This window comes from Superficieibacter sp. (assembly GCF_032071645.1).
GTDB lineage: Bacteria > Pseudomonadota > Gammaproteobacteria > Enterobacterales > Enterobacteriaceae > Superficieibacter.
The window spans coordinates 255,141-279,800 of sequence record NZ_DAMAPU010000003.1 but is presented as its reverse complement, the minus strand read 5'-3'; the positions used below and the strand labels follow the sequence as shown (position 1 = coordinate 279,800).

24 protein-coding genes are annotated in these 24,660 nt (G+C 57.8%); 7 read left to right on the top strand and 17 right to left on the bottom strand.

Annotated elements, in window-relative coordinates; genetic code table 11:
- Positions 1–19: 19 nt before the first annotated feature.
- Entirely contained in the window at positions 20–604 is a 585-nt protein-coding gene (locus RT197_RS08100) for a nucleoside triphosphate pyrophosphatase (RefSeq protein ID WP_312949052.1), read from the top strand.
- A gap of 40 nt (positions 605–644) precedes the next feature.
- Here the strand turns inward: RT197_RS08100 and rluC are convergent, their stop codons facing one another.
- The gene (rluC, locus tag RT197_RS08095) at positions 645–1,598 is read right to left on the bottom strand and encodes a 23S rRNA pseudouridine(955/2504/2580) synthase RluC (RefSeq protein WP_312949050.1); all 954 of its coding nucleotides are present in this window, start codon (positions 1,596–1,598) and stop codon (positions 645–647) included.
- Between the two features lie 571 nt (positions 1,599–2,169).
- Here rluC and rne point away from each other — a divergent pair.
- A complete protein-coding gene (gene rne, locus RT197_RS08090) occupies positions 2,170–5,502 on the top strand; it encodes a ribonuclease E (protein WP_312949048.1) in 3,333 nt (1,110 codons plus the stop codon).
- 46 nt (positions 5,503–5,548) lie between these two features.
- Here rne and RT197_RS08085 read toward each other — a convergent pair whose 3' ends face one another.
- Positions 5,549–6,484, bottom strand: coding sequence for a LysR family transcriptional regulator (locus RT197_RS08085; protein ID WP_312949046.1), 936 nt, complete (start codon positions 6,482–6,484; stop codon positions 5,549–5,551).
- Between the two features lie 108 nt (positions 6,485–6,592).
- Between RT197_RS08085 and RT197_RS08080 the strand changes: the two genes are divergently transcribed.
- The gene (locus RT197_RS08080) at positions 6,593–7,798 is read left to right on the top strand and encodes an MFS transporter (RefSeq protein ID WP_312949044.1); all 1,206 of its coding nucleotides are present in this window, start codon (positions 6,593–6,595) and stop codon (positions 7,796–7,798) included.
- A 34-nt stretch (positions 7,799–7,832) separates the two neighbouring features.
- Here the strand turns inward: RT197_RS08080 and flgL are convergent, their stop codons facing one another.
- The 11 genes from flgL to flgB form a co-directional block, all read right to left on the bottom strand.
- Complete coding sequence (gene flgL / locus RT197_RS08075) at positions 7,833–8,786, bottom strand: flagellar hook-associated protein FlgL (protein WP_312949042.1); 954 nt, start codon at positions 8,784–8,786, stop codon at positions 7,833–7,835.
- 14 nt (positions 8,787–8,800) lie between these two features.
- Entirely contained in the window at positions 8,801–10,450 is a 1,650-nt protein-coding gene (gene flgK / locus RT197_RS08070; RefSeq protein WP_312949040.1) for a flagellar hook-associated protein FlgK, read from the bottom strand.
- A gap of 75 nt (positions 10,451–10,525) precedes the next feature.
- On the bottom strand, positions 10,526–11,476 hold the full coding sequence (gene flgJ / locus RT197_RS08065; RefSeq protein ID WP_312949038.1) for a flagellar assembly peptidoglycan hydrolase FlgJ: 951 nt from the start codon (positions 11,474–11,476) through the stop codon (positions 10,526–10,528).
- Positions 11,476–12,570 carry a flagellar basal body P-ring protein FlgI gene (locus RT197_RS08060; protein WP_312949036.1) on the bottom strand — a complete coding sequence of 365 codons (1,095 nt, stop codon included), beginning with the start codon at positions 12,568–12,570 and terminating at the stop codon, positions 11,476–11,478. The genes flgJ and RT197_RS08060 overlap by 1 nt, the downstream gene beginning before the upstream one ends.
- An 11-nt stretch (positions 12,571–12,581) precedes the next feature.
- Positions 12,582–13,280: a flagellar basal body L-ring protein FlgH gene (locus RT197_RS08055; protein WP_312949034.1), complete on the bottom strand. Its 699-nt coding sequence runs from the start codon at positions 13,278–13,280 to the stop codon at positions 12,582–12,584.
- Between the two features lie 55 nt (positions 13,281–13,335).
- Positions 13,336–14,118, bottom strand: coding sequence for a flagellar basal-body rod protein FlgG (gene flgG, locus RT197_RS08050; RefSeq protein WP_312949032.1), 783 nt, complete (start codon positions 14,116–14,118; stop codon positions 13,336–13,338).
- A gap of 13 nt (positions 14,119–14,131) precedes the next feature.
- The gene (locus tag RT197_RS08045) at positions 14,132–14,887 is read right to left on the bottom strand and encodes a flagellar basal body rod protein FlgF (RefSeq protein ID WP_312949030.1); all 756 of its coding nucleotides are present in this window, start codon (positions 14,885–14,887) and stop codon (positions 14,132–14,134) included.
- Between the two features lie 20 nt (positions 14,888–14,907).
- Positions 14,908–16,179, bottom strand: a complete 1,272-nt coding sequence (flgE, locus tag RT197_RS08040) for a flagellar hook protein FlgE (RefSeq protein ID WP_312949029.1) — start codon at positions 16,177–16,179, stop codon at positions 14,908–14,910.
- Positions 16,180–16,192: 13 nt separating this feature from the next.
- Complete coding sequence (gene flgD, locus RT197_RS08035; RefSeq protein WP_312949028.1) at positions 16,193–16,879, bottom strand: flagellar hook assembly protein FlgD; 687 nt, start codon at positions 16,877–16,879, stop codon at positions 16,193–16,195.
- Positions 16,880–16,890: 11 nt separating this feature from the next.
- Positions 16,891–17,295, bottom strand: coding sequence for a flagellar basal body rod protein FlgC (gene flgC, locus RT197_RS08030; RefSeq protein WP_312949026.1), 405 nt, complete (start codon positions 17,293–17,295; stop codon positions 16,891–16,893).
- A gap of 3 nt (positions 17,296–17,298) precedes the next feature.
- Positions 17,299–17,715: a flagellar basal body rod protein FlgB gene (gene flgB / locus RT197_RS08025; RefSeq protein WP_312949024.1), complete on the bottom strand. Its 417-nt coding sequence runs from the start codon at positions 17,713–17,715 to the stop codon at positions 17,299–17,301.
- A gap of 157 nt (positions 17,716–17,872) precedes the next feature.
- On the opposite strand from flgB, the gene flgA reads away from it, so the two are divergent.
- The 3 genes from flgA (at position 17,873) to flgN (ending at position 19,345) form a co-directional block, all read left to right on the top strand.
- A complete protein-coding gene (gene flgA / locus RT197_RS08020; RefSeq protein ID WP_312949022.1) occupies positions 17,873–18,532 on the top strand; it encodes a flagellar basal body P-ring formation chaperone FlgA in 660 nt (219 codons plus the stop codon).
- A 92-nt stretch (positions 18,533–18,624) separates the two neighbouring features.
- A complete protein-coding gene (gene flgM, locus RT197_RS08015) occupies positions 18,625–18,918 on the top strand; it encodes a flagellar biosynthesis anti-sigma factor FlgM (protein WP_312949021.1) in 294 nt (97 codons plus the stop codon).
- Between the two features lie 4 nt (positions 18,919–18,922).
- Positions 18,923–19,345: a flagella biosynthesis chaperone FlgN gene (gene flgN, locus RT197_RS08010; protein WP_312949019.1), complete on the top strand. Its 423-nt coding sequence runs from the start codon at positions 18,923–18,925 to the stop codon at positions 19,343–19,345.
- Positions 19,346–19,399: 54 nt separating this feature from the next.
- Here flgN and murJ read toward each other — a convergent pair whose 3' ends face one another.
- The 4 genes from murJ to rimJ all read right to left on the bottom strand — a co-directional run bounded on the left by murJ (position 19,400) and on the right by rimJ (position 23,215).
- The gene (murJ, locus tag RT197_RS08005; protein WP_312949017.1) at positions 19,400–20,935 is read right to left on the bottom strand and encodes a murein biosynthesis integral membrane protein MurJ; all 1,536 of its coding nucleotides are present in this window, start codon (positions 20,933–20,935) and stop codon (positions 19,400–19,402) included.
- 108 nt (positions 20,936–21,043) lie between these two features.
- Positions 21,044–21,970: a Gfo/Idh/MocA family oxidoreductase gene (locus tag RT197_RS08000; RefSeq protein ID WP_312949015.1), complete on the bottom strand. Its 927-nt coding sequence runs from the start codon at positions 21,968–21,970 to the stop codon at positions 21,044–21,046.
- A 2-nt stretch (positions 21,971–21,972) separates the two neighbouring features.
- A complete protein-coding gene (locus RT197_RS07995; protein ID WP_312949013.1) occupies positions 21,973–22,620 on the bottom strand; it encodes a YceH family protein in 648 nt (215 codons plus the stop codon).
- A gap of 10 nt (positions 22,621–22,630) precedes the next feature.
- Positions 22,631–23,215 (bottom strand): ribosomal protein S5-alanine N-acetyltransferase, encoded by a 585-nt coding sequence (rimJ, locus tag RT197_RS07990; RefSeq protein WP_312949011.1) that lies wholly within the window; start codon positions 23,213–23,215, stop codon positions 22,631–22,633.
- 229 nt (positions 23,216–23,444) lie between these two features.
- On the opposite strand from rimJ, the gene mdtH reads away from it, so the two are divergent.
- Complete coding sequence (gene mdtH, locus RT197_RS07985) at positions 23,445–24,653, top strand: multidrug efflux MFS transporter MdtH (RefSeq protein WP_312949009.1); 1,209 nt, start codon at positions 23,445–23,447, stop codon at positions 24,651–24,653.
- The last annotated feature ends 7 nt before the right edge of the window (positions 24,654–24,660 follow it).

Below are 24,660 nucleotides of genomic sequence, written 5' to 3'. Positions count from 1 at the left end.
TATGTGACTGAAAAAATATATGCCAAATCTTGTTCTCGCTTCAACGTCACCCTGGCGGCGGATGCTGCTGGAAAAACTCGGTATCGCTTTCGAATGCGCCGCGCCTGATACCGATGAAACGCCGCTGGCGGGCGAGACGCCGCGCCATCTGGTGCTGCGTCTTGCCCAGTCGAAAGCGCAGTCGCTGGCGGAACGCTATCCGCAACATTTAATAATAGGTTCCGATCAGGTGTGCGTGTTAAACGGGGAAATTACCGGTAAACCGCTGACCGAGGAGAAAGCGCGCCAGCAATTAAAGCAGGCCAGCGGAAATATCGTAACCTTCTATACCGGGCTGGCACTTTATAATTCCGCCACCGGACATTTACAAACTGAATGTGAACCTTTCGATGTCCATTTCCGTCATCTGAGCGAGCCGGAAATCGACGATTATTTACGTAAAGAGAATCCGCTCCAGTGTGCGGGCAGTTTTAAAAGCGAAGGGCTGGGCATTGCGCTGTTTGAACGACTGGAAGGACGCGATCCCAATGCGCTGGTTGGATTGCCTTTAATTGCGCTCTGCCAGATGCTGCGCCGGGAAGAGCTGAACCCGCTCCGGGCATGATAGTGTCCGGCAGCGCGATGCCGCCGGACATATCAAAGGGTTACTTCGCCTCGCGCAGCGCCTGCAAACAGCGCTTCAGCTCGTCGTCCATCGGCGCTTCGATCCGCAGCACCTCGCCCGTTCCCGGATGGGTAAACTTCAGCGCCGCCGCATGGAGGAACAGGCGACTTAAGCCCGTTCCCGCAAGCTGTTTATCAAATTCGCGGTCGCCGTAGCGGTCGTCAAAGGCAATAGGATGCCCGGCATGAAGCGTATGCACGCGGATCTGGTGGGTACGTCCCGTTACCGGGCTACAGCGGACCAGAGTCGCGTGCTCATAACGCTCTTCCACTTTAAAGCGGGTTTCCGAGGGTTTACCTTCCTGACTCACCCGCACAATGCGCTCGCCGCTTTGCAGGATGTTCTTCAGCAGGGGAGCCTGAACTGACTTAACGTGCGACTGCCATTGCCCGCGCACCAGCGCCAGGTAATCTTTTTGCATTCCCTTCTCGCGCAGTTGCTCATGCAGAGAACGCAGCGCCGAGCGCTTTTTTGCCACCAGCAGCACGCCGGAGGTATCGCGGTCCAGACGATGCACCAGTTCGAGGAAACGCGCTTCCGGGCGCAGCGCACGCAGCCCTTCAATCACGCCAAAGCTCAGGCCGCTGCCGCCGTGTACCGCCGTGCCGGACGGTTTATTCAGCACGAGGATATGCTCATCTTCATAAAGGATGACGTCCGTCAGCGCGGCGACTTTTTGCAGGCGCGGCGAAACGGCAGCCTCCTCTCGTTCGGCAACCCGCACCGGCGGAATACGGATTTCATCTCCCGCTTCCAGCTTGTATTCAGGCTTCACGCGCTTTTTATTCACCCGCACCTCGCCTTTACGCAGGATGCGGTAAATCATGCTCTTTGGCACCCCTTTAAGCTGGGTGCGCAAAAAGTTATCGATACGTTGCCCGGCTTCATCAGCGGAAATGGCAACCATTTTTACAGACGGATTCTCAGTTTTCATAGCGGGCGATTTTAATTAGCCCGTCTGATTAGCGCCACTCATTTTTCTGTGCTTATATTTATCATTACCCTGGCTGACGGTGCCTGAAGCGCTGCCGACCGGTTGTTATTAGAACAATCTCAACGCAGAAGTGAAGAAACTGTGAGTAACCGGGTGATAAATGGTAAATGCCAGCTTGCTATAATAAGGTTAGCAATGGAATAATGGTGCCGTTTTCCGTGTTGCATCTTGTTAAAACAAGGAATTTTGCGGAATTACCAGTTTTGTCTGTCCGGTCATCAACGCAGCAATGGCGTAAGACGTATTGATCATTCAGGCAGTTAGCGGGCTACGGGTTGTAGTCCTTGCCGGTAAATGGAATCTTCTCTGGAGAGTAATACCCAGGCTGTTTCCCAGTTAATTGCGCTGTGTTTCCGTATGAAATACAGGCAACCGACACTCTGCGCCTCTTAAGCGAGCGACAACCGTGAGGTTGGCGACGTGAACAGTCACGAGGCCATCGGTCATACCCGGAAAGGCAATACTCTGCCCGTAGCTTAGTCGTCAATGTAAGAATAATGAGTAAGTTACGATGAAAAGAATGTTAATCAACGCAACTCAGCAAGAAGAGTTGCGTGTCGCCCTCGTAGATGGGCAGCGCCTGTACGACCTGGATATTGAAAGTCCGGGCCACGAACAGAAAAAAGCAAACATCTATAAAGGCAAAATTACCCGTATTGAACCCAGCCTCGAAGCCGCATTTGTTGATTATGGCGCTGAAAGGCACGGTTTCCTCCCCCTCAAAGAGATTGCTCGCGAGTATTTCCCTGCCAGCTACAACTCTCACGGCCGTCCAAACATCAAAGATGTGTTACGCGAAGGCCAGGAAGTCATCGTCCAGATTGATAAAGAAGAGCGCGGCAATAAAGGCGCTGCGCTGACCACCTTTATCAGTCTGGCGGGCAGCTACCTGGTGCTGATGCCGAACAACCCGCGTGCGGGCGGGATCTCCCGTCGTATCGAAGGTGACGACCGTACCGAGCTGAAAGAAGCGCTGGCCAGTCTTGAACTCCCGGACGGCATGGGACTTATCGTGCGTACCGCTGGCGTCGGGAAATCTGCCGAAGCGCTGCAGTGGGATCTCAGCTTCCGTCTGAAGCACTGGGAAGCGATCAAAAAAGCCGCTGACAGCCGCCCTGCTCCGTTCCTGATCCATCAGGAAAGCAACGTGATCGTGCGCGCGTTCCGCGACTATCTGCGTCAGGATATCGGCGAAATCCTCATTGATGATCCCAAAGTGCTGGAGCTGGCGCGCCAGCATATCGCTGCACTGGGTCGCCCGGATTTCAGCAGCAAAATTAAACTGTACACCGGTGAAATCCCGCTGTTCAGCCATTACCAGATTGAGTCGCAAATCGAATCCGCTTTCCAGCGCGAAGTGCGTCTGCCGTCAGGCGGGTCCATTGTTATCGACTCCACCGAAGCACTGACCGCGATTGATATCAACTCCGCACGCGCGACGCGCGGTGGTGATATCGAAGAAACGGCGTTCAACACCAACCTTGAGGCGGCAGATGAAATCGCCCGCCAGCTGCGTCTGCGCGACCTTGGCGGCCTGATCGTTATCGACTTTATCGATATGACGCCGGTGCGCCACCAGCGCGCGGTTGAAAACCGTCTGCGTGAAGCGGTGCGTCAGGATCGTGCGCGTATCCAGATCAGCCATATCTCGCGCTTTGGCCTGCTGGAAATGTCCCGTCAGCGCCTCAGCCCATCGCTGGGTGAGTCCAGCCATCACGTCTGCCCGCGCTGTAGCGGTACAGGCACCGTGCGTGATAACGAATCGCTGTCGCTCTCCATTCTGCGTCTGATTGAAGAAGAAGCGCTGAAAGAGAATACCCAGGAAGTCCACGCCATTGTGCCGGTGCCGATTGCCTCTTATCTGCTGAACGAAAAACGCAACGCGGTGAATGCCATCGAAACCCGTCAGGGCGGCGTGCGCTGCGTGATCGTGCCGAACGATCAAATGCAAACCCCGCATTATTCGGTTCTGCGCGTGCGCAAAGGCGAAGAAATGCCGATGCTCAGCTACCTGCTGCCGAAACTGCACGAAGAAGCGATGGCGCTGCCGTCGGAAGAAGAAACGCCGGAGCGTAAGCGCCCGGAACAGCCTGCACTGGCCACGTTTGCCATGCCGGATATTCCGCCTGCCCCGCCGGTGCCGGAAACGCCGGTTAGCGCGCCTGTCGCGCCTCAGCAGACTGCGCCTGCCGCCCCTGCCGTCCGCCAGAGTGCTGAAGGTCCGGGCCTGATCTCCCGCTTCCTGACCGCGCTGAAAAAACTGTTTGCTGGCGATGAGCAAACTAAACCGGTTGAGCAGCCGCTGGTTAAAGTGGAAGAAGAGAAGCAGGAACGCCCGCAGGAGCGACGTAAACCGCGTCAGAACAACCGTCGTGACCGCAACGACCGCGACCGCAATGACCGCCGCGATAACCGCAGCGAGCGCGGTGAACGTAACGAACGCAATGAAAACGGCGAAGCGCGCGAAGACAACCGCCGCAACCGTCGTGAAAAAACGCAGAACGCCGAAACGCGCGAAGTGCGTCAGCCTGCGGTCGTTGAAGAAGCCGATAAACTGAAATCGCGTGACGAGCAGCCGCAGCGTCGTGAGCGTAATCGTCGTCGCAACGATGATAAGCGTCAGCCGCAGCAGGCTCAGGTCAATCGCGAAGAGCAACCGGTTCAGGAGACAGAGCAGGAAGAACGGACTCAGGTTAGCCAGCGTCGTAAGCCGCGCCAGCTTAACCAGAAAATCCGTTTTGGCGCCGCACCGGAAGCCGCAGAGAGCATCGCGCCGATCGCCGCCGTTGAAGAACAGCCGCAGAGCACGCCGTCTCCGCGTACCGATCTGGCGAAAATCGATCTGCCTGCCGTTGTTGATGCCCCGGCTGAACAGCCGCAGGATGAAAACGCTGAACAGCGCGATAACAACGGGATGCCGCGTCGCTCGCGCCGTTCACCGCGTCATCTGCGCGTCAGCGGTCAGCGCCGTCGTCGCTATCGCGATGAGCGTTATCCGACCCAGTCCCCGATGCCGTTAACCGTCGCCTGCGCTTCGCCGGAAATGGCTTCCGGTAAAGTGTGGATCCGCTACCCGGTTGCCCGTCCGCAGGACAGCGTAACGGAAGAACTGGAAACGGCAGCGCCGATTGTGGCTGAAGTTGAGCAGGCTATCGTGGCGGTGATCGAAGAAAACACCACTGACGAACGTGCGCAAGCCGTTGAGGTGGTTGAACCCGAGGCTTCGGTGAGCGAGCTACAGCCGGAAGTAATTGAAACCACGCACCCGGAAGTCATCGCCGCACCGGTGGATGAGCAGCCGCAAATCATCGCTGATGCTGATGAAGCCATCGCAGAAGAAACTGCGGCGGCAGCGCAGCCTGTTTCTGAAGAGCCGGTAACCGACGCCGAACCTGTTTCTGCGCCAGCTCCGGTTAGCGAAGCGGAGCCTGTTGCAGAGGACGCTAAACCTGTTGCAGACGCTAAGCCTGTGGAAGAAACTCAGCCCGCGACGACCGCTGAACCAGTTGCTGCCCAGCCTGTGGAACAACAAGCGCCGGTAGTCGCCGAGCCAGCCGTACCGGCACCGGTCGCGGCTGAACCAGCCGCTGAAACGCCAGTTGCAGAAACGCCAGCGCCGGTTGCTAAACCTGTGCAGGCACCCGTTGCCGCAGAGGTGAAAGCCGTTCGCCACGCAACCGCACCGATGACCCGCGCACCTGCGCCGGAATACGTGCCGGAAGCACCGCGTCACAGTGACTGGGTTCGCCCGGAGTTCAGCTTCGACGGTAAAGGCGCAGCGGGAGGCCATAGCGCTACCCATCGCGCGACTGCCGCACCGACGCGTCCGCAGTCCGCGGAATAATCTGCACCCGCCTCGCTAAATTAAGCCGACCTCCGGGTCGGCTTTTTTATTTTGCTTGCGGTATGCGCATTCCTGTCACCTGCGGCATCACCTCGCGCATCAAATCAAGAAACTTACGCAGCCGGGTCGGGTAATAGCGCGCCCACGGATAAACCAGATGTACCGGCAGCGCCGAAGCCTGCCACTGCGGCAGCACTTCAACCAGCCTTCCTGCCGCAATATCTTCCTCCACGGTCCAGCTTGATACCAGCGCCATTCCCAGCCCGGCCAGCGCCGTATTCCGCGCAACGTAGAGGCTGTCGGTACTCAGCCGTGGCTGGATACTGAACGTCTCCCGCCAGCCCTGCGTGACGTGTGAGAGGGTGACCTCATGCTGATAAAAGGTGCTGATGGCGACCCACGGCACGGCAGACAACTGCTGAGGCTCGCTAATCGGGGGATGACGCGCCAGTAAGCCGGGCGCGGCGACGAGGCTGCGCGGCACTTCTGCCAGCAGCACCGAAACCGTAGCAGGATCGACCTCCACCCCGACGCGGATAGCGCAGTCGATGTTATCACTCAGAAAATCGACGATCTTATCATTAAGCATCCACTCCACTGTCAGCGTGGGGTAGCGCTCAAGAAAATGCACCAGCGGCATCAGAAGCTGTTGCTGCCCGAACGCGTGCGGCGCGCGCACCCGAAGCACGCCCGGCGGTTCATCATCCGCCGCGTGCATGTCATCTTCCAGCGCCAGCCACGCGTCAATCACCCTGCGGGCGTGCTGATAGCATCGTTCCCCGTCATCGGTCAGTTTCATCGCATGGGTGGTGCGCAACAGCAGTTTGCTGTTGAGTAGCGTTTCCAGCGATTGCAAACGACGGCTGACGGTGGCCTGGGTAGTGTTGAGCTGGACGGCCGCCGCTGAGAGCGATCCCGCCTCAATAATGCGTACAAACGTGCGCATCAATTCCACTCTGTCTATACGCTCACTTTTCATCATTTTGCCATCAGCTATACATCACACGTATAACCGTTTTATCACTTCCCCCACTTCCACGCCAGCGCGAAGCCGTCAACAATGCGCACAGACTTTATTGAGGAATATCTGATGAAAGCAGGCAATTCACCCCGTAACCCGATGCACGGGTTGCTCTTTATTCTGGCGCTGGGCGCGGGATTTAGCGTGGCGGCGATTTATTACGCCCAGCCGCTTCTGCCGCTTATCGGCGGCGATCTTGGGCTGACGGTTAACGGTATGGGGCTGATCCCTACCCTGACCCAGGCGGGCTATGCGCTGGGGATTTTGTTTCTGTTGCCGCTCGCGGATCGCTACGATCGGCGTCACCTTATCCTACTGAAAAGCGCGGCGCTGGCGATTCTGTTATGGCTGTGTAGCCTGAGTGATAGCCTCCACTCCCTGTTAACGATTAGCCTTATCATCGGCATGGCGGCGACCATGGCCCAGGATATCGTTCCGGCGGCGGCGATCCTCGCGCCCGTCGGCAAACAGGGCAAAATGGTCGGCACGGTGATGACCGGCCTGCTGCTCGGTATTCTCCTCTCCCGCACCGTGAGCGGCGTGATCGGCGCAGTATTTGGCTGGCGGATGATGTATCAGGCGGCGGCGGTCAGTATCGCGCTGATTGGCGGGCTATTGTGGAAAACGCTGCCGGGCTTTCCGGCGCATTCGCGTCTGGGCTATCCGACGCTCCTGCGCTCAATGATCCAGCTGTGGATGCGCTACCCGACCCTCCGCCGGGCCGCGCTGGCGCAAGGGGCATTATCGGTCGCATTCAGCGCGTTCTGGTCAACTCTCGCGGTCATGCTGCTTGAACATTACCGGATGGGCAGTGCGGTGGCGGGCGGCTTCGGCATTGCGGGCGCGACGGGCGCACTGGCGGCTCCCCTGGCGGGCGGACTGGCAGACAAACTTGGCGCGGATAAAGTGACCCTGCTGGGTGCCGCGCTGGTGACCGCCTCCTTCGCGCTGATGTTTTTGCTGCCAACGCTGCCGGTGCACTATCAGCTGGCGCTGATTGCGCTCTCTGCCGTGGGTTTTGATTTAGGGTTACAGTCCTGTCTCGTGGCGCACCAGAATCTGGTCTATAGCCTGGAGCCAGAAGCGCGCGGGCGGCTGAATGCGCTGCTCTTTACCGTGGTTTTTATCGGCATGGCGCTGGGATCGGTGCTGGGCAGTAAACTTTATTCTCTTGCAGGCTGGACCGGGGTTGTCACCCTGGCAACGGTGATGGGCATTAGCGCGCTGGTTATTCGCAGCGTCGGCAACGGTCACCCCCAGCCAGCGCAGCGTTAAAAAAAACTCCGCCGAAGCGGAGTAAAAATGGCGATTATTTATTGAGCTGGAATAGCGACATGCCCTGCATATCACTGAACGCTTTATAAGATGCCTGAAGCGCGGCCTGCTGCATCACGTAGGAGGAAATGGCCGCGTTCCAGTCAACATCCACCAGATCGCTCATCTGCTGGGTCTGAATCAACGCCCGGTCATCGCCCAGCGTGTCCAGCGTGCCGAGTTCACTTAACTGCGTTCCCAGTTCCCCACGCACGCTTAGCACGTTGTTGAGCGCGTTTTTCAGACCACGGTTGGTTTTATCCACCGCCGCCTTTGCCAGCGCCTGCGCGTCTTCATCGTCCGCTACCGGCGTTTTCAGCGCGCTGATGGCGCTGTCCAGCATGGCAAAGACATTTTTCTCTGACGCCGAGCCATCCGGTTCTTTCACCGCGTTGCTGGTCAGGCTGGCAAAAATTTGATCGCCGGTGTGACCTATTACCATCGAGCGCGCGGAGTCAACCTGCTGGACAACATTGGTGGTTCCGCCGGTGTAGCTGCCGTCCTGCTGGGTAAACGGCGCTTTATCGGTATTGTAGCCCGCAAAGATATAGCGACCGTTGCCGTCGGTTGAGTTGGCGAGATTCATCAGTTGGTCGCGGATGCCCTGCAAATCCGTCGCCAGAGACGCGCGGTCATCGTCGCTTAACGTGCCGTTACCGGCATAGACGATTTTTTCCTGCGCAGACTGGATCGCGGTGGTGGCCTGGCCGAGGATATTCTCTTCCAGCGACACGCGCTGGGTGGCGAAGGTTCGCGCCAGCGCATACTGGCTGTTTTGCGCCTGCGCCTGAGAAACGACCACGGCCTGCGAGGCGGCAATCGGGTCATCGGAAGGTTTATTTACCCGCTTGCCCGTAGACATCTGCTCACCGTACTTCAGCCATTCACTCTGTGAACTGGTGATGCCGCGCATGTTCTGATCGTACATCATTTGAGTGCTAACACGCATGATTCATCGTTCCCTTAGCGAATATTGAGTAGCGCGTCAAACAGCGACGACGCGGTCTGCATCACCTGGGCGTTAGCCAGATAATATTGCTGGAAACGTTGCAGGTTGCCGTACTCTTCATCGAGGTTAACCCCGGAGACAGACTGCTGCTGGTTACTCAGCTGGGTGACCACGGTACTCTGGGTGGTGCTACTGGTCTTGAGCGTAGCCGTTCTGTTACCGATATCGCTGACCAGCGTAGCGTAAGCATCATTAAAGGTTTTCGTCCCGCCGACCTTTTTGGCGTTCTGTAAATCCAGCAGCGCCTGGCCGTTACGGTTATCGCTTTCGCCGGTATCTTTATCATCAATACCCAGCGCAATTTTAGCTTCATCTTTAAACGCGGTGCTCATGTTGACGATGGTGTCGCTCACCGGCTTGACGATAAAACTGTCGTCCGCTTTCGCCGCCGTGCCGCCAACCGTCACTTTGAGTCCGTCAAAGCTGAGGGAGTTATCGGTTTTGTCCAGCGCCGCGGTAAAGGAGGTATTATCCGCCAGTCGCGTCACCTGCCAGTTGCTGCCGTCGTAAACCACTTTATAGTCGGTCGCCTGGACTTTGCTGCTGTCGCTGACCGCCGCGCTTAAGGTGGCACCGCCGGTATTGCGGCTGTTGCTGGTCACTGCCGGTTTGCCGATGTTAAAGAAATCACCGCCCGCGTCGCCGTTAGCGTCGATACCCTTCGCGTGCTGCTGATTGAACGAATCGGCAAAGGACAGCGCCAGCTGGTTGAGGGTGTTACGGGACTGGTCCAGATCCTGCGAGCGGAACGTCAGCAGACCGCCGAGCGAGCCGGAATTCAGCAGCTTCTCCGGGATTTCGATTTTACCGGCGGTCGGATCCACGTAGGCGACAGTAGTGCGCGACGGATCGGCGCTTGACGGTACGGCCGCCAGTTGACGTGCGGTGGAACCCTGCACCAGGGTATAGCCGTTCGCCATCGTCACGTTAAACGTGCCGCTGTCCTGAACGCTCACTTCCACGCCAACGATTTTATTCAGTTCGCTGACCAGCTGATCGCGCTGGTCCAGCAGATCGTTCGGCGACGCGCCCGCGCCGACACCGGTCAGACGTGAAATCTGATCGTTAAGATTGGCGATCTGCTTGCTGTAATTATTGATCTGCTCGACGCTGGAGCCGACCGCGATATTGACCTGCTTATCCTGGTCGCGCAGATACTGATCGGTCACTTTAAACTGGTTCACCAGCCCGTCGGCTTTACCGAGCAACGCCTGACGCGCCGCCGGATCTTCCGCGTTGCTGACCAGCGTTTGCATCGCCGAGAAGAAACCCTGCAACGTCGTTGAAAGTGTATTGGTACTGCTGGAGAGCATATCGTCGATTTTTGACATCTGCTCATAGCGCGTGGTCAGCCCCGCGCTCTGATTCTGGGCAGAACGCAACTGATTGGTGATAAATGCGTCATATTCACGCTGCACCCCGGAAACATACGCGCCGTTACCGACCCAGCCGCCTGCCCCCAGCGTACTGTTCGCCTGGCCAAATACCGTTGTCTGACGGGTATAGCCCGCAACGTTATAGCTGGAGATGTTGTTACTGACGGTATTCAGTGCGGACTGCGCTGCGCTAAGCCCGCTCATGGCGCTGTTAATCAAACTGGACATGAAGGTTCCTTTTACACTTTCAGACATGGGTCCTGCTAACAGTTATCGGCAGGACGTCTGCGAACTTGAGAGGTTTCAGAACAGATTTTCGAGATCGTTACCGTAGGCTTTACTGACTTTTTCACTCATGCCTTTTAGCTGCTGGATCATGCCGGTGAGCTTACGGGCATAGCCCGGATCGGTCGCATACCCGGCGTTCTGTAACGCCTGCGCGCCCTGCTCTGCCGTGGAGGCACTGGTCACCGCCGCGTAGCGTGGATTACGGGTTAACAGCCCCACGTAGTCAGAAAGCGCTTCGAGATAGGAGCTATAAACGCGGAATTTGGCCTTCACCTTTATCGCTTCGCCGTTCTCATATTCGGTGGTGGTGATTTCCGTCACCGGGCCTTTCCAACTGGACGTGGCCTTCACGCCGAACAGGTTAAAACTTGGCTCGCCGTTTTCGCGCTTAATCTGCCGCTGGCCCCAGCCTGACTCCAGCGCGGCCTGCGCCAGAATCAAATGGTGCGGGATGCCGCTCTGCTCGCTGGCAAGTCTCGCCGGAAGCGAAAGCTGCGCCAGGAAGTCTTTGCTGTCGCCGGACAGCGGCTGGTCAGTTGCCGTCGGCGTTTTGGGCAGCGCTTTACGCACCATCTGGGTCAGGGTCTGATTCTGATAGCTGGTGACGGTTTCGAGGTCGAAACGCATCGGCACCTGCGCCGTTTCTTCTGACGGCTGGCCCTGCCCTGCGGCCATCTGCTTCACCATCATATCGGCCAGGCCCAGCCCTTTACCGGCGGTCATCTGCTGGGCAATTTGCTGGTCGTACATGCTGGTATAAAGACGCGTTTGGTCGCTGCCGAACAAGCCGTCTTTCGGCAGCGCTTCACGCATACTTTTCAGCATCATCTGCACAAACATCCCTTCGACCTGACGGGCAACCGGGCGCAGGTTAGCCTGCGGATCTTTCCCGGTTTTGCTTTTCAGGTCGTTGAGCGACTGCGCATCCCACGCGGCGCTCGCCAGCAGTTTGCTATCGCTTAGCATCAGATGATTTCCACTTTCGCCCGCAGGCAGCCCGCGCTTTGCATCGACTGGATAATCGACATCAGTTCCATCGGCGTGGCCCCCAGCGCGTTCAGCGCCCGCACCACGTTATTCAGGTTGGCGCTGGCGTTGATGCTCTGCAATGAGCCTCCGCTCTGACGCAGATCGATCTGCGTTTGCGGCACCACCACCGTCTGCCCGCCGCCAAACGGCGTATCCGGCTGACTGACGTTTGCCTGGCGGTTAACCGTCACCGACAGATTGCCCTGCGCGACCGCGCAGCTATCCAGCGTAACTTCACGGTTCATCACCACCGAGCCGGTGCGCGAGTTGATGATCACTTTCGCATCCTGCGCCGCCACGTTGACCTGCATATTCTGGATATCGGCCAGCGCCCGCACCTGCGAACTGTTGCTTGCCGGGACGCGCACCTGCACAGTACGGGCATCCAGCGCGGTAGCACCGTAGCCGCCGTTGCGGTTAACGGTGTCGGCGATCTGCTGGGCGAGGGTAAAATCTTCCTCATTAAGCTGAAGGTTAATGGTGTTACCGGTGCCGAACTGGGTCGGGATTTCACGCTCGATCACCGCACCGCCGGTAATACGCCCCCCGTTTAGCTGGTTGACCTGAACGCTGCTGCCGCCCGCCGACGCGCCCGCACCACCGACCAGAATATTGCCCTGCGCCAGGGCATAAACCTGGTTATCCACGCCTTTCATCGGCGTCATCAGCAGCGTGCCGCCGCGCAAACTCTTGGCGTTACCCATTGAGGAGACGACGATATCGATCGCCTGCCCCTGGCGGCCAAACGGCGGATATTTCGCCGTGACCATCACCGCCGCCACGTTTTTAAGCTGCATATTGGTGCCCGCTGGCACGGTGATGCCCATCTGCGAGAGCATGTTATTCAGGCTTTGGGTGGTAAACGGCGTCTGGGTCGTCTGGTCACCGGTCCCGTCCAGCCCCACCACCAGCCCGTAGCCGATAAGTGAGTTATCACGCACGCCCTGCACGCTGGTCAGGTCACGAATGCGCTCGGCCTGTACTGCGCCTGCCATCAGGATCAGGGCAATGCCAATCAGGGATTTAAACATGATCACCTCGCTTACAACGGCGATAAATTAAGGAAGAAACGCTGGAGCCAGCCCATATTCTGCGCTTCATTGATGTAGCCGTTGCCGACGTACTCGATGCGCGCATCCGCGACCTGCGTCGAGGCGACGGTGTTGCTGCCGCTGATAGTCCGTGGGTTAACCACCCCGGAGAAGCGGATGAATTCGGTGCCCTGGTTGATGGCGATCTGCTTCTCACCGACCACATGCAGGTTGCCGTTGACCAGCACCTGATCCACCGTCACCGTCAGCGTGCCGCTAAAGGTATTGCTGGCGTTGGCACCGCCTTTACCGTTAAAGGTATTGCCGCCGGAAGTATCGACATCCGCACGGGCGTTGCCAAACAGTCCTTCCAGATAGCGCGGCGTGGTGTCAACGCCGAAATTGGTTTTGCCATCGCGGCTGGCGTTAGCCGACGAGCTTTTGCTCGCGCTGACGTTTTCCTGCAACACGATAGTCAGGGTATCGCCGACGTTACGCGGACGACGGTCCTCAAACAGCGGCTGATAGCCGTAGTTCACCGGCTGGGCGGACTGAAAAATGGAGCCGTTGGCCACCGGCAGCGGTCCGGGAACGGGCTGTGCGCTCGTCGCCCCCTGCACCAGCGGCGTGGAGGGGATCAGCGCGCACCCGTTGAGGGAGATCGCCAGTACAGCCAAAAGCGGATAACGGTACGCCGCGTGTTTTTGCATTGCTTTCATCTTCAAAGTCAGGGCGCTGGTGCGGCAAAACCGCACCAGCCGCACCTTAGAGTTGCGTCAGTTTTTGCAGCATCTGGTCGGTCGTGGACACGGCCTTACTGTTGATTTCATACGCGCGCTGCACCTGGATCATGCTGACCAGCTCTTCCGCCACGTTGACGTTAGAGGTTTCAACATAGCCCTGATACAGCAAGCCAGCGCCGTTCAGTCCCGGCGTGCTTTCATTCGGCGCACCGGACGACTGCGTTTCGGTGTACAGGTTCTCACCAATACTTTCCAGACCGGTATCGTTCATAAAGGTGGTCAGGTTTAGCTGTCCCACCTGCACCGGCGCGGCCTGGCCCTGCTGGGTCACGCTCACTACCCCGTCACGACCAATGGTGATGCTCAGGGTATTGGCCGGAATGGTGATCGCAGGCTGGACCTGAAAGCCGCCTGCCGTCACCAGTTGACCGTTCTGATCGACCTGGAAAGAGCCGTCGCGGGTATAGGCAGAAGTGCCGTCCGGCAACATCACCTGAAAGAAGCCCTGCCCTTTGATCGCCACGTCTTTGCTGTTGTCGGTCTGCGACAGGTTGCCCTGGCTATGCAGACGCTCGGTAGCAACCGGGCGCACGCCCGTACCAATCTGCAAACCGGAAGGCAGCGTGGTCTGCTCGGACGACTGCGCGCCCGGCTGACGAATCGTTTGATAAAGTAAATCTTCAAATACCGCGCGCTGACGCTTAAAACCGTTGGTGCTGACGTTCGCCAGGTTGTTGGCGATCACGTCCATATTGGTTTGCTGGGCATCAAGACCGGTTTTGGCGATCCATAATGAACTGTTCATGGTTATCCTGTTATTAGCTCATTGACAGCAACTGGTTAGCCCGCTGCGCGTTCTCATCCACGCTGCTGATAACCTTCATCTGCATTTCAAAACGCCGGGCGCTGGCGATCATATCGGTCATCGCCGCGACGGGTTTTACGTTACTGCCTTCCAGTACGCCCGACATCACGCGGATGGTCGGATCGGCCTGCAGCGTCGGGCCACGGGTCTGCTGCGCCTGCGCGCTTAAACGGAACATGCCGTCATCGCCGCGCTGCACTTCATTTCCTTCGGCTTTTACCAGCTTCAGTCGGCCGACCGGCGCAATGGTATTTGCCGGATCGCCCGGATTGAGGGCGGAAATCGTGCCGTCCGCCGCGATGGTAATTTCCGCGCCTTCCGGCACCACGATGGGGCCAGCTTCGCCGATCACCGGATGCCCCTGAATGGTCAGTTGCCCGGTTGGGCTGACCTGGATGCTACCGTTGCGGGTATATCCTTCGCCGCCGTCAGCGGTCTGCACCGCCAGCCAGCCTTCCTGCTGTAAAGCCACATCCAGCGGACGTGAGGTGTAATCGAGCTGCCCCGGCGTCATATCGGCACCCGGCGTGGACTCGGTCACCAGCGTGCGGGTGGCGAGGGACAGACCCTCAACCGGCACCGCCCGCAGCGCGTTAAGCTGGGCGCGAAAGCCCGGCGTGGACGCGTTAGCGAGGTTGCTGGCGGTCACCGCCTGCTGATTCATCGTCTGGCTTGCCGCGCCCATCGCGGTATATATTGCGTGATCCATTAAGCTATCCCGTCAGGCGCTTAGCGCAGGTTAACCAGGGTGTTGAGGATCTGATCCTGGGTTTTGATGGTCTGCGCGTTAGACTGATAGTTACGCTGGGCGACGATCATATTCACCAGTTCTTTACTCAAATCGACGTTGGAAGCCTCCAGCGCGCCGTTGGTCAGGCTGCCGAAGTTACCGCTGTTGGCGGTGCCCAGCAGCGCAACGCCGGATGCCTGGGTCGCTGCCCAGATGTTATCGCCCTGAGACGCCAGTCCTTCATTGTTGGCGAAGTTCGCCAGCACGATCTGTCCCAGCACCTGCGACTGCTCGTTGGAGTAGTTACCGACTACGGTACCGTCATCGTTAATCTGATAGCTCACCAGATCGCCCGGCTTGTAGCCATTCTGCGAGCTGGCAACGATGTTATTTGCACCGGTATTTTGCTGCATGGAGTCAAAGAAGCTCAGCGCAAAGGTCGCCGGAGCCGCGCCGTTCATTGCGCCGGTGGTGACATTAATTTGCGGCTGCGCGTTGGCGGTATTGCTCAGCGTCCAGGTGCCTGGCGCGGTGGTGCTGGCGGTGTAGTTATACACGCCTTCCAGTTGGCCGTTGTTATCGAAATTCATCTGCGCGGCTTTAACCACGGGCGCATCGGCCACGCTGGAATCCTGGGTCCAGACATCCCATTTGTTGTCCGCCGTCTTAACGTAATAGACGTTGAGATCGTGCGCGTTACCCTGGGTATCAAAAACGGTGATTGCCGCTTTTTTGTTGTAGGTATCCGCATCGGAAATGTTGAACGTGGTTTTCGTGGGAATGGCATCCGACGAGTTCAGGTTGATCTGGATCGCGGCGGTGGTGGTGGTTTTCGCCGACATCAGCGTATTCGGGATGGAGATGCCGGTCGGGTTCGCGCCCTGCTGAATCGTCGGCGGGGTGCCGGTCGCCGGATAGCCGGTCAGTTGTAAACCCTGCATGTTCACCAGGTTGCGGTTTTCATCCAGTTTGAACTGACCGTTACGGCTGTAGTACACCGAGCCGTTAGTGTCGACCAGACGGAAAAAACCGTTCTGGCTGATCGCCACGTCAAGGCCGCGTCCGGTATTGGTGGTGGTGCCGTCGTTAAAATCCTGGGTGATCCCCGCCACCTTGACGCCCAGCCCGACTTTGGAGCCCGCGAACATATCCGCAAACGACGCCGTGCTCGACTTAAAGCCATAGGTGGCGGAGTTGGCGATGTTGTTACCGATGACATCGAGGTTAGAGGCCGCAGCATTCAGACCGCTAACCGCTTGAGAAAAGGCCATAACTTACTCCTGATTAAATAATTTGCCGAACTTCGTCGAGGGTGGTGGTGCCGTAGGTGCCCAGATCCAGCGTATTGCCTTTATCACTGCGGGTGATCCCCTGTACCAGTGCAAATTGCAGCGGCTGGGCCACCAGCTGTGTCGCGCCGTTGCTGGCGGCGATGCTGACGTTGTAGGAGCCTTCCGGTGCTGCGGTGCCGTCGGTCATGGTGCCATCCCAGCTAAAGGTATGGACGCCAGCGGTTAAGTTGCCGATATCAATCGTGTTCACCACTTTGCCGCTTTTATCGGTAATGGTGGCGGTGACTTTATCAGCGGCCTGCTGTAGCTCCACGCCAAACGGGGTGGTGGTTTTGTTACCGGAAAGCACGGTGGTGCCAGGGATCATCACCCCGTGGCCAATCAGCGTGCTGGCCTGTAATGACTGGCTGCTGTCGATCTGCCCGGAGATCGATCCCAGCGTGGTATTCAGTTTTTCAATTCCGCTTACGGTGCTGATTTGCGCCAGTTGGGTGGTCAGTTCATTATTCTGTAGCGGGTTAGTCGGATCCTGATTTTTTAACTGCGCGACCAGCAGGGTTAAAAAACTGCTTTGTAAGTCGGAGGCGCTGTTGCCGGTGACGGCATTGGTGCTGGTTCCGGTGCTGGTGGAACTGACACCGGTATTGGTTGGATCGTTTAAATTAACAGCAATAGACATTTGCCTCTCCTTTACTGGCCAAGCGTCAGCGTTTTCAGCATCATGGTTTTGACGGTATTCAGTACCTCGACGTTCGCCTGGTAGCTGCGCGAGGCGGACATGGTGTTGACCATCTCGCCCACCACATCCACGTTTGGCATCCGCACATAACCCTGGGCGTTCGCCAGCGGATTGCCCGGCTCGTAGACCAGTTTGTCTTCAGCCTGGCTTTCAACGACGCCGGAGACTTTCACCCCACCGGTTGCCGCGCCGGGCGCAGCGTTCACTTCAAACACCACCTGCTTAGCGCGGTACGGTTCGCCGTCAGGCCCGGTCACGCTGTCGGCGTTAGCCAGGTTACTGGCGGCGACGTTCAGACGCTGGGACTGCGCGTTAAGCGCGGAACCGGCGATGTCAAAAATATTGAGTAAAGCCATACATTAGTTACCCTGTTGCAGCACGCTCATCATGCTTTTGATTTGCCCGCTCAGTACCGTCAGCCCGGTCTGGTATTGCAGGCTGTTATCGGCGAACTGCGTCCGCTCTCTGTCCATATCGACGGTATTGCCATCCAGCGAAGGCTGATCGGGGATGCGGTACATCAGGTCAACAGAGGGTGAAGAAATCGTCTGGGCAGGTATATGACGTGCAGAAGTGAGCGCCAGTTGAACCCCGGAGGTTTCAACGCGCCCACGTTCCATCACTTTATTCAGTTCACTGGCAAAATCCATGTCGCGCGCCTGATACCCTGGGGTATCCGCATTGGCGATATTGGCAGCGAGCACTTCCTGACGCTGCGCGCGTAAATTTAAGGCTTCCTGCTGAAAGCGTAACGCGGCGTCGAGTTTATCGAGCATGTCTCCTCCGCTGGTGGCAAAGTTTCAGGCAACAGCTTAATTCCCCTTACGCGCGCGTTATCGACGGAATAAACGCATAATGCGTCGCTATTTGTTGCGTTGATAGACGGTGACAACGGTTAGAATCCCTCTATTCCTGAATCGACCGGAGTTTGCCATGCCCGCTCTGAAAGGCACCTTTGCTGCTGCCCTGCTGTTCCTGTCTCCGCTTGCCGGGGCCAGCGATCTCAATGCGCAGCTTTCGGCTTTTTTCGCCCAGCGGCTGGCGGGATTCAGCGATGAAGTCGTGGTGCAGGTAAAGAGTGCCGCCACGCTTCTGCCGCAGTGCGAACAGCCCGCGCTTAGCGTGCAGGGCAATGCAAAGCTCTGGGGCAACGTGAACGTGCTGGCGCAGTGCGGCAGCGAAAAACGCTATATCCAGGTTCAGGTGCAGGCGACGGGAAATTATGTGGTAGCCGCCGCCCCGGTGGCGCGTGGCAGTACGCTTTCTACCCGCAGCGTGATGCTAAAACGCGGTCGCCTCGACCAGCTTCCGCCGCGCACGTTACTGGATCTCAATCAGGTGCAGGAGGCCGTCAGCCTGCGCGATCTGGCCGTTAATCAGCCGATCCAGCAATTTATGCTGCGCCAGTCATGGCGGATTAAAGCCGGACAGCGGGTGCAGGTGATTGCCAGCGGCGACGGTTTTAGCGTGAACAGCGAAGGTCAGGCACTTAATAATGCCGCCATTGCCCAGAACGCCCGAGTGCGGATGTCTTCCGGCCAGGTGGTGAGTGGAATTGTGAATGCGGACGGGAATGTTCTGATTAGCCTATAATATTTTAAAGAAATCGCGGCTCCTGCCGATAGAGTGTTAACAAACGATGATGGCGGGCAGCCGCGCCACAACCCCTCGATGAGGACAAAAGAATGAGCATTGATCGTACATCGCCCCTGAAACCAGTTAGCACCGTACAACCTCGCGAAGCCAGCGAACTCACCACGCCGAAAACGCGCGCGGAGAAATCAACGGCGGCGAACAGTACCAGCGTCACGCTCAGCGATGCGCAGGCGAAACTGACCCAGGCGGGTAAAGACGATATCAACGTTGAACGCATCGAATCGCTGAAAACCGCGATTCGCAACGGCGAGCTGAAGATGGATACCGGTAAAATTGCCGACGCGTTGATCCGCGACGCACAGAGTTTTTTGCAGAGTAATTAACCGTATGAGTCGTCTGCCAGAAATACTGGACACAATGACCGTCACGCTTACCGCGCTGAAAGACGTGATGGATGCCGAGCAGCAGCAGCTTTCCGCTGGCAGCGTTAACGGCAGCGCGCTACAACGCATTACCGAACAAAAAAGTTCGCTTCTGGCAACCCTGGATTATCTTGAGCAGCAGCGGCGCGATGAACAAAACGCGCAACGCAGCGCCAATGATGACGTGGCACAGCGCTGGAGCACGATCACCGAAAAAACGCAGCATTTGCGTGAGTTAAACCAGCATAACGGCTGGCTTCTGGAAGGGCAGCTTGTGCGCAACCAGCAGGCGCTTGAGGTGCTAAAACCGCACCAGGAGCCGGGACTGTACGGCGCGGATGGCCAGGCCTCGACCGCCAGTCGCGGCGGGAAAAAGTTTTCTATCTGAATGCGTTGAATATGCGGGAGCAGCCTCCGCGCAGGCCGCTCCCCTGATCTGTCTTTACGCCGTCCGGCGCGCGAATTCTTTCACTTTAAATCCCAGCACCGCCAGAGTGGCAAAATAGGCAATAACCCCTGCCATCACCACCGCAAACAGACGCAGAATACGCAGCGGCATCGTGCCCAGTGACCAATCCGGCATCAGGTACATCACGCCGACCAGCGCCGCTGCCATCACCAGTACCGCCACGATCAGCCGTAATAAAAAGCTGCCCCAGCCCGGCTGCGGGGTAAAAATCTTTTTCTTGCGCAGTTGCCAGTAGAGCAGACCAGCGTTCAGACAGGCCGCCAGCCCGATAGACAGCGACAGCCCGGCATGTTTCAGCGGACCAATAAACGCCAGGTTCATCAACTGGGTGACAATCAGCGTGACGATAGCGATTTTCACCGGCGTTTTGATGTCCTGACGCGAGTAAAAGCCGGGTGCCAGCACCTTCACCACGATAAGCCCCATCAGGCCGACCGAATAGGCCACCAGCGCACGCTGGGTCATTGCGGCATCAAAGGCGGTGAATTTACCGTACTGAAACAGCGAAACGGTCAGCGGTTTAGCCAGAATCCCCAGCGCCACCGCGCTCGGCAGAGCGAGTAAAAAGCACAGCCGCAGTCCCCAGTCCATCAACCGGTTGTATTCATCGTGATTGCCGCTGGCGAAACTTTTTGACAGCGAAGGCAGCAGAATGGTCCCCAGCGCCACGCCCAGCACGCCGGAGGGGAACTCCATCAGGCGATCCGCATAGTACATCCACGAAACCGAGCCAGAGACCAGAAACGAGGCAAAAATAGTATTGATAATCAGTGAAATCTGGCTGACTGAGACGCCGAGAATGGCGGGTCCCATCTGCTTAATGACCCGCATGGAACCTGCATCTTTAAAACTCAGGCGCGGCAGCACTAACATGCCGATTTTTTTCAGATGCGGCAGTTGATACACCAGTTGCAGCACCCCGCCTACCGTCACCGCCCATGCCAGCGCCAGCACCGGCGGATGGAAATACGGCGCGGCAAACAGCGCAAAGCCGATCATGCTGACGTTTAAGAAGGTCGGCGCAAATGCCGGCACTGAAAATCGATTCCAGGTGTTCAGAATGGCACCCGCCAGCGAGGCCAGCGAAATCAGCAAAATATAGGGGAAGGTGATCTTCAGTAACTGGGTGGTGAGCAGGAATTTATCGGCGGTATCGGCAAAGCCCGGCGCGGTAATGGTGATCACCCAGGGGGCCGCCAGCATCCCGGCGACGGTGACAATGGCCAGCGCCAGCGTCAGCAGCCCGGAGACATAAGCGACAAATACGCGAGTCGCGTCTTCGCCCTGCTTGCTTTTGTACTCCGCGAGGATCGGCACAAACGCCTGTGAAAACGCGCCTTCGGCGAAAATACGCCGCAGCAGGTTGGGCAGCTTAAAAGCGACAAAGAAGGCGTCCGTTGCCATGCCTGCGCCAAAAACGCGCGCCACGATAGCATCGCGGGCAAATCCCAGCACGCGAGAAAACATGGTCATAGAGCTGACGGCAGCCAGCGATTTTAATAGGTTCATTAACGTGTTTTCCCAACACAGGGCAGAACGCCTGCATCGCAGGCGCTGGAAAAGGCGATTAGTCTACCTGGATTACCATGAATTACTACTGTCAGATGTTACAGCGGATTATTGGTTTGCCTGTGCGCGCCACAATTTTTCAACAACATACTGCGCCAGAATCGCCTGCTCCCCCGCCGTTTGCGGAACGGTCTGATTTTGCAGGCACTCAATGAAATGCCGGGCGCAGCCGACAAAACCGCGCTGCTCAAGGGTGCTCTGCCAGCCGGGGATCGCGCGCGTCACCACGCCTGCGCCCCGCTCCTCGCGCCATTCACGCATGTCGGTGATGTCATACAGCGCCCCGTCGGTGACGGCTTGCACCGATTCACGCTGGCTGCCCGCGCGTCGGTGCATACTGGTCGTGATCTGTACATGCTGATGGCTGAAATGGTGTTCGGCATACAGCATCTCGCCCCGCTCGGTGGTTTGCAGGGTGCCGGATTGCAGGATAGCGTTGCCGCCCGCCAGCCACAGCGCGGTGTCGACAACGTGCAGATAATCGTCCAGCAGGGTGAAGCGCAGATCCTGCGGACCGACGCTGTTGGTGCGGTGTTTATCCATCCGCAGCGAGGTGGCGGTGGGCAACTGCGCCTTAAGCTCGCGGTACAGCGGCGAAAAGCGCCGATTGAAACCGACCATCAGGGTCAGGTTTTTACGCGCGGCCAGCGCAATCAGCCGTTCGGCATCGTCGATATCGTCCGCCAGCGGTTTATCAACGCAGACGTGGACCCCGGCATTCAGCAGTTCGCTGACCACAGCGTAGTGAGAAGCCGTGGTGGTATGGACAAAAACCGCGTCACACTGGCTTGCCAGCATGGAGAGAGAGCTGGCATACGGCAAGCGGTAACTGTCACAAACGCGCCGTGCTTTTTCTTCCGTCGGCGACCAGGCTGCCTGTAGCGTCCAGTCGCTCGCCGCGCTCAGTACCGGCAGCCACGCTTTCTGGGCGATGCCGCCCAGTCCCGCCACGCCAATTCGTAATTTTGCCGTCACTGTTATTCTCCCAAATGTGCCAGCAGCGATTCCAGCCGCTGTTTAAGTTCAGCGACTTCCCCTTCAAGCGCCTCAACGCGGGCGCTCAAATCGTCGGCGGGCAGCGCGGAAGGCTCCGCCACCGCTATTGCACTGTCGGCATCGCCGCTGAAAAGATGCATATAGCGGCTTTCACGTCGCCCGGCTTCACGCGGCAGGCGTAGCACAAACGGCCCGTCTTCGCGGGTCGCCAGTTTCTCCAGCGTATTTTCCACTTCTGCCATATCGCTGAATTCGTGCATTCGCTGGGCGCGGCTACGCAGCTCGCCCGGCGTTTGCGCACCGCGCAGCAGCAGCGTGGTAACGAGCGCGATTTCAGCAGAACTGAGTTTCAGATCGCCAAATTCCGAATTACAAAAACGCTGTTCGTATTTTGTCACCCGATTGCCAAACCCGCTGACGGTGCGCAGGTAGTGCCGCTTCACCAGGGCGTCGAGCAGTTCCTGCACCGCCTGCTCGCTTAGCGACATCACCGGCTCGCGGTTGGTTTTCTGATTACAGGCGGTCACCACCGCATTAACCGACAGCGGATACTGCTCAGGCGTCGTAACCTGCTTTTCCAGCAGGCTGCCGATGACGCGCGCTTCCGTCACGGATAACTGATACTTCATTGCATTCTCCTTATCGGCCTGCGATCCACTGCGGAGTCGTCAGCGCCGTCAGTACATGGTCACGCCACTCGCCGTTAATCAACAAATAGTCTTTGGCGTAACCCTCTTTTTCAAATCCCAGACGCGCCAGCAGGCCGCCGCTGCGCTGATTGTGCGGCATATAGTTGGCCATAATTCGGTGGATGTGCTGGGTGCGCTGCATATAGCGGATTGCCGCCGTCAGCGCTTCAAACATCAGCCCCTGCCCCTGCCATTTCTGCCCGATGGAGTAGCCAAGATAACAGGCGTGAAACGAGCCGCGCACCACGTTTGAGAAGTTGGCAACGCCGACGATCTCTTTCTCGTCCGGGTCAAGCAGCGCAAAATAAAAGGCTGAGCCCTGCTTGTGGAATTCGTTAATCATGCCCAGCCGCGCCTGCCAGCCTGACGGATAGCAGTGGCTATCATCGCGTACCGGCTCCCAGGGTTTTAAAAACTGTCGATTCTCCGCGTAGTAATCAGCAAGCCGCCAGGCGTCACGGTCGTGAACCAGACGCACGACCAGCCGGTCCGTGGTCAGGCGTACTTTCGGCACGTTACTGCGATAGCCAAACATTCCCCACTCCTTCTTCTACTTCTTGCCCTGGTCATTTAACTATACCTGTCGTCGGGGTCGGTGTGAAAACAACAACATACCATTTTCTGCGCTACATCCCTTTTTCGATGAAAAGCATCAATCAAAGCGTTCTTTTGATAAAAAAATATTGTCGCGGTGAGGGTGGGAAAAAAGCGCCCCGCGCCGCAGAATAACCGGGTACTCGCCTTTTTAATTTCCCGGAGGGGAAATGTCACGTATCTCGCAGGCAAGGAGCCTGGGTAAATATTTCCTGCTCATCGATAACATGCTGGTAGTGCTCGGCTTTTTCGTCGTCTTTCCGCTGATTTCGATTCGCTTTGTCGATCAAATGGGCTGGGCCGCGCTGATGGTCGGGATTGCGCTCGGCCTGCGCCAGTTAGTACAGCAGGGTCTGGGCATTTTTGGCGGGGCGATCGCTGACCGCTTCGGCGCGAAACCGATGATTGTCACCGGGATGCTGATGCGTGCGGCGGGGTTTGCCACGATGGCAATAGCCCAGGAGCCGTGGATGCTGTGGTGCTCCTGCCTGCTTTCCGGGCTGGGCGGAACGCTGTTTGACCCGCCGCGCTCGGCGCTGGTGGTCAAGCTGGTGCGTCCCCATCAACGGGGGCGCTTTTTCTCCTTGCTGATGATGCAGGACAGCGCCGGGGCGGTGATCGGCGCGCTGCTGGGAAGCTGGCTGCTACAGTATGACTTCAGCCTTGTATGTAGCGTCGGCGCAGTACTGTTTGTGGTTTGCGCGGCGTTTAACGCCTGGTATCTGCCCGCGTGGAAACTGTCCACGGTGAAAACGCCGGTGCGCGAGGGGCTGACGCGAGTGCTGCGCGACAAACGCTTTGTAACCTATGTATTAACCCTCACCGGCTACTACATGCTGGCGGTGCAGGTGATGTTAATGCTGCCGATTATGGTTAACGATATTGCGGGCACGCCTTCAGCGGTGAAATGGATGTACGCCATTGAAGCCACGCTGTCGCTCAGTCTGCTTTATCCGCTGGCCCGCTGGAGCGAAAAACGCTTTCGCCTCGAACATCGTCTGATGGCCGGGCTGCTGATTATGACGCTCAGCATGTTGCCCATCGGGTTGGTGGGCAATTTGCAGCAGCTCTTTACACTCATCTGCACCTTTTATATCGGCTCGATTATCGCTGAACCGGCGCGCGAAACCCTCAGCGCGGAGCTGGCCGATGCACGCGCACGCGGGAGCTATATGGGCTTCAGTCGGCTGGGGTTAGCCTTTGGTGGCGCACTGGGTTACGCGGGCGGAGGCTGGCTGTTTGATGCCGGGAAAGCCTCCGGCCAGGCCGAGCTGCCGTGGTTTATGCTGGGGGTCATTGGCCTGATGACCTTGCTGGCGCTGTGGTGGCAGTTCAGCCAGAAACGCGCCGCTCCCGGGATGCTCGAGCCGCGCACCTGATTTGATA

What these genes read in the sequence shown, in the direction of transcription:
- RT197_RS08100 (WP_312949052.1), top strand. Translation starts at nt 20, where the DNA reads ATGCCAAATCTTGTTCTCGCTTCAACGTCACCCTGGCGGCGGATGCTG.
- rluC (WP_312949050.1), bottom strand. Translation starts at nt 1,598, where the DNA reads ATGAAAACTGAGAATCCGTCTGTAAAAATGGTTGCCATTTCCGCTGAT.
- rne (WP_312949048.1), top strand. Translation starts at nt 2,170, where the DNA reads ATGAAAAGAATGTTAATCAACGCAACTCAGCAAGAAGAGTTGCGTGTC.
- RT197_RS08085 (WP_312949046.1), bottom strand. Translation starts at nt 6,484, where the DNA reads ATGATGAAAAGTGAGCGTATAGACAGAGTGGAATTGATGCGCACGTTT.
- RT197_RS08080 (WP_312949044.1), top strand. Translation starts at nt 6,593, where the DNA reads ATGAAAGCAGGCAATTCACCCCGTAACCCGATGCACGGGTTGCTCTTT.
- flgL (WP_312949042.1), bottom strand. Translation starts at nt 8,786, where the DNA reads ATGCGTGTTAGCACTCAAATGATGTACGATCAGAACATGCGCGGCATC.
- flgK (WP_312949040.1), bottom strand. Translation starts at nt 10,450, where the DNA reads ATGTCCAGTTTGATTAACAGCGCCATGAGCGGGCTTAGCGCAGCGCAG.
- flgJ (WP_312949038.1), bottom strand. Translation starts at nt 11,476, where the DNA reads ATGCTAAGCGATAGCAAACTGCTGGCGAGCGCCGCGTGGGATGCGCAG.
- RT197_RS08060 (WP_312949036.1), bottom strand. Translation starts at nt 12,570, where the DNA reads ATGTTTAAATCCCTGATTGGCATTGCCCTGATCCTGATGGCAGGCGCA.
- RT197_RS08055 (WP_312949034.1), bottom strand. Translation starts at nt 13,280, where the DNA reads ATGCAAAAACACGCGGCGTACCGTTATCCGCTTTTGGCTGTACTGGCG.
- flgG (WP_312949032.1), bottom strand. Translation starts at nt 14,118, where the DNA reads ATGAACAGTTCATTATGGATCGCCAAAACCGGTCTTGATGCCCAGCAA.
- RT197_RS08045 (WP_312949030.1), bottom strand. Translation starts at nt 14,887, where the DNA reads ATGGATCACGCAATATATACCGCGATGGGCGCGGCAAGCCAGACGATG.
- flgE (WP_312949029.1), bottom strand. Translation starts at nt 16,179, where the DNA reads ATGGCCTTTTCTCAAGCGGTTAGCGGTCTGAATGCTGCGGCCTCTAAC.
- flgD (WP_312949028.1), bottom strand. Translation starts at nt 16,879, where the DNA reads ATGTCTATTGCTGTTAATTTAAACGATCCAACCAATACCGGTGTCAGT.
- flgC (WP_312949026.1), bottom strand. Translation starts at nt 17,295, where the DNA reads ATGGCTTTACTCAATATTTTTGACATCGCCGGTTCCGCGCTTAACGCG.
- flgB (WP_312949024.1), bottom strand. Translation starts at nt 17,715, where the DNA reads ATGCTCGATAAACTCGACGCCGCGTTACGCTTTCAGCAGGAAGCCTTA.
- flgA (WP_312949022.1), top strand. Translation starts at nt 17,873, where the DNA reads ATGCCCGCTCTGAAAGGCACCTTTGCTGCTGCCCTGCTGTTCCTGTCT.
- flgM (WP_312949021.1), top strand. Translation starts at nt 18,625, where the DNA reads ATGAGCATTGATCGTACATCGCCCCTGAAACCAGTTAGCACCGTACAA.
- flgN (WP_312949019.1), top strand. Translation starts at nt 18,923, where the DNA reads ATGAGTCGTCTGCCAGAAATACTGGACACAATGACCGTCACGCTTACC.
- murJ (WP_312949017.1), bottom strand. Translation starts at nt 20,935, where the DNA reads ATGAACCTATTAAAATCGCTGGCTGCCGTCAGCTCTATGACCATGTTT.
- RT197_RS07995 (WP_312949013.1), bottom strand. Translation starts at nt 22,620, where the DNA reads ATGAAGTATCAGTTATCCGTGACGGAAGCGCGCGTCATCGGCAGCCTG.
- rimJ (WP_312949011.1), bottom strand. Translation starts at nt 23,215, where the DNA reads ATGTTTGGCTATCGCAGTAACGTGCCGAAAGTACGCCTGACCACGGAC.
- mdtH (WP_312949009.1), top strand. Translation starts at nt 23,445, where the DNA reads ATGTCACGTATCTCGCAGGCAAGGAGCCTGGGTAAATATTTCCTGCTC.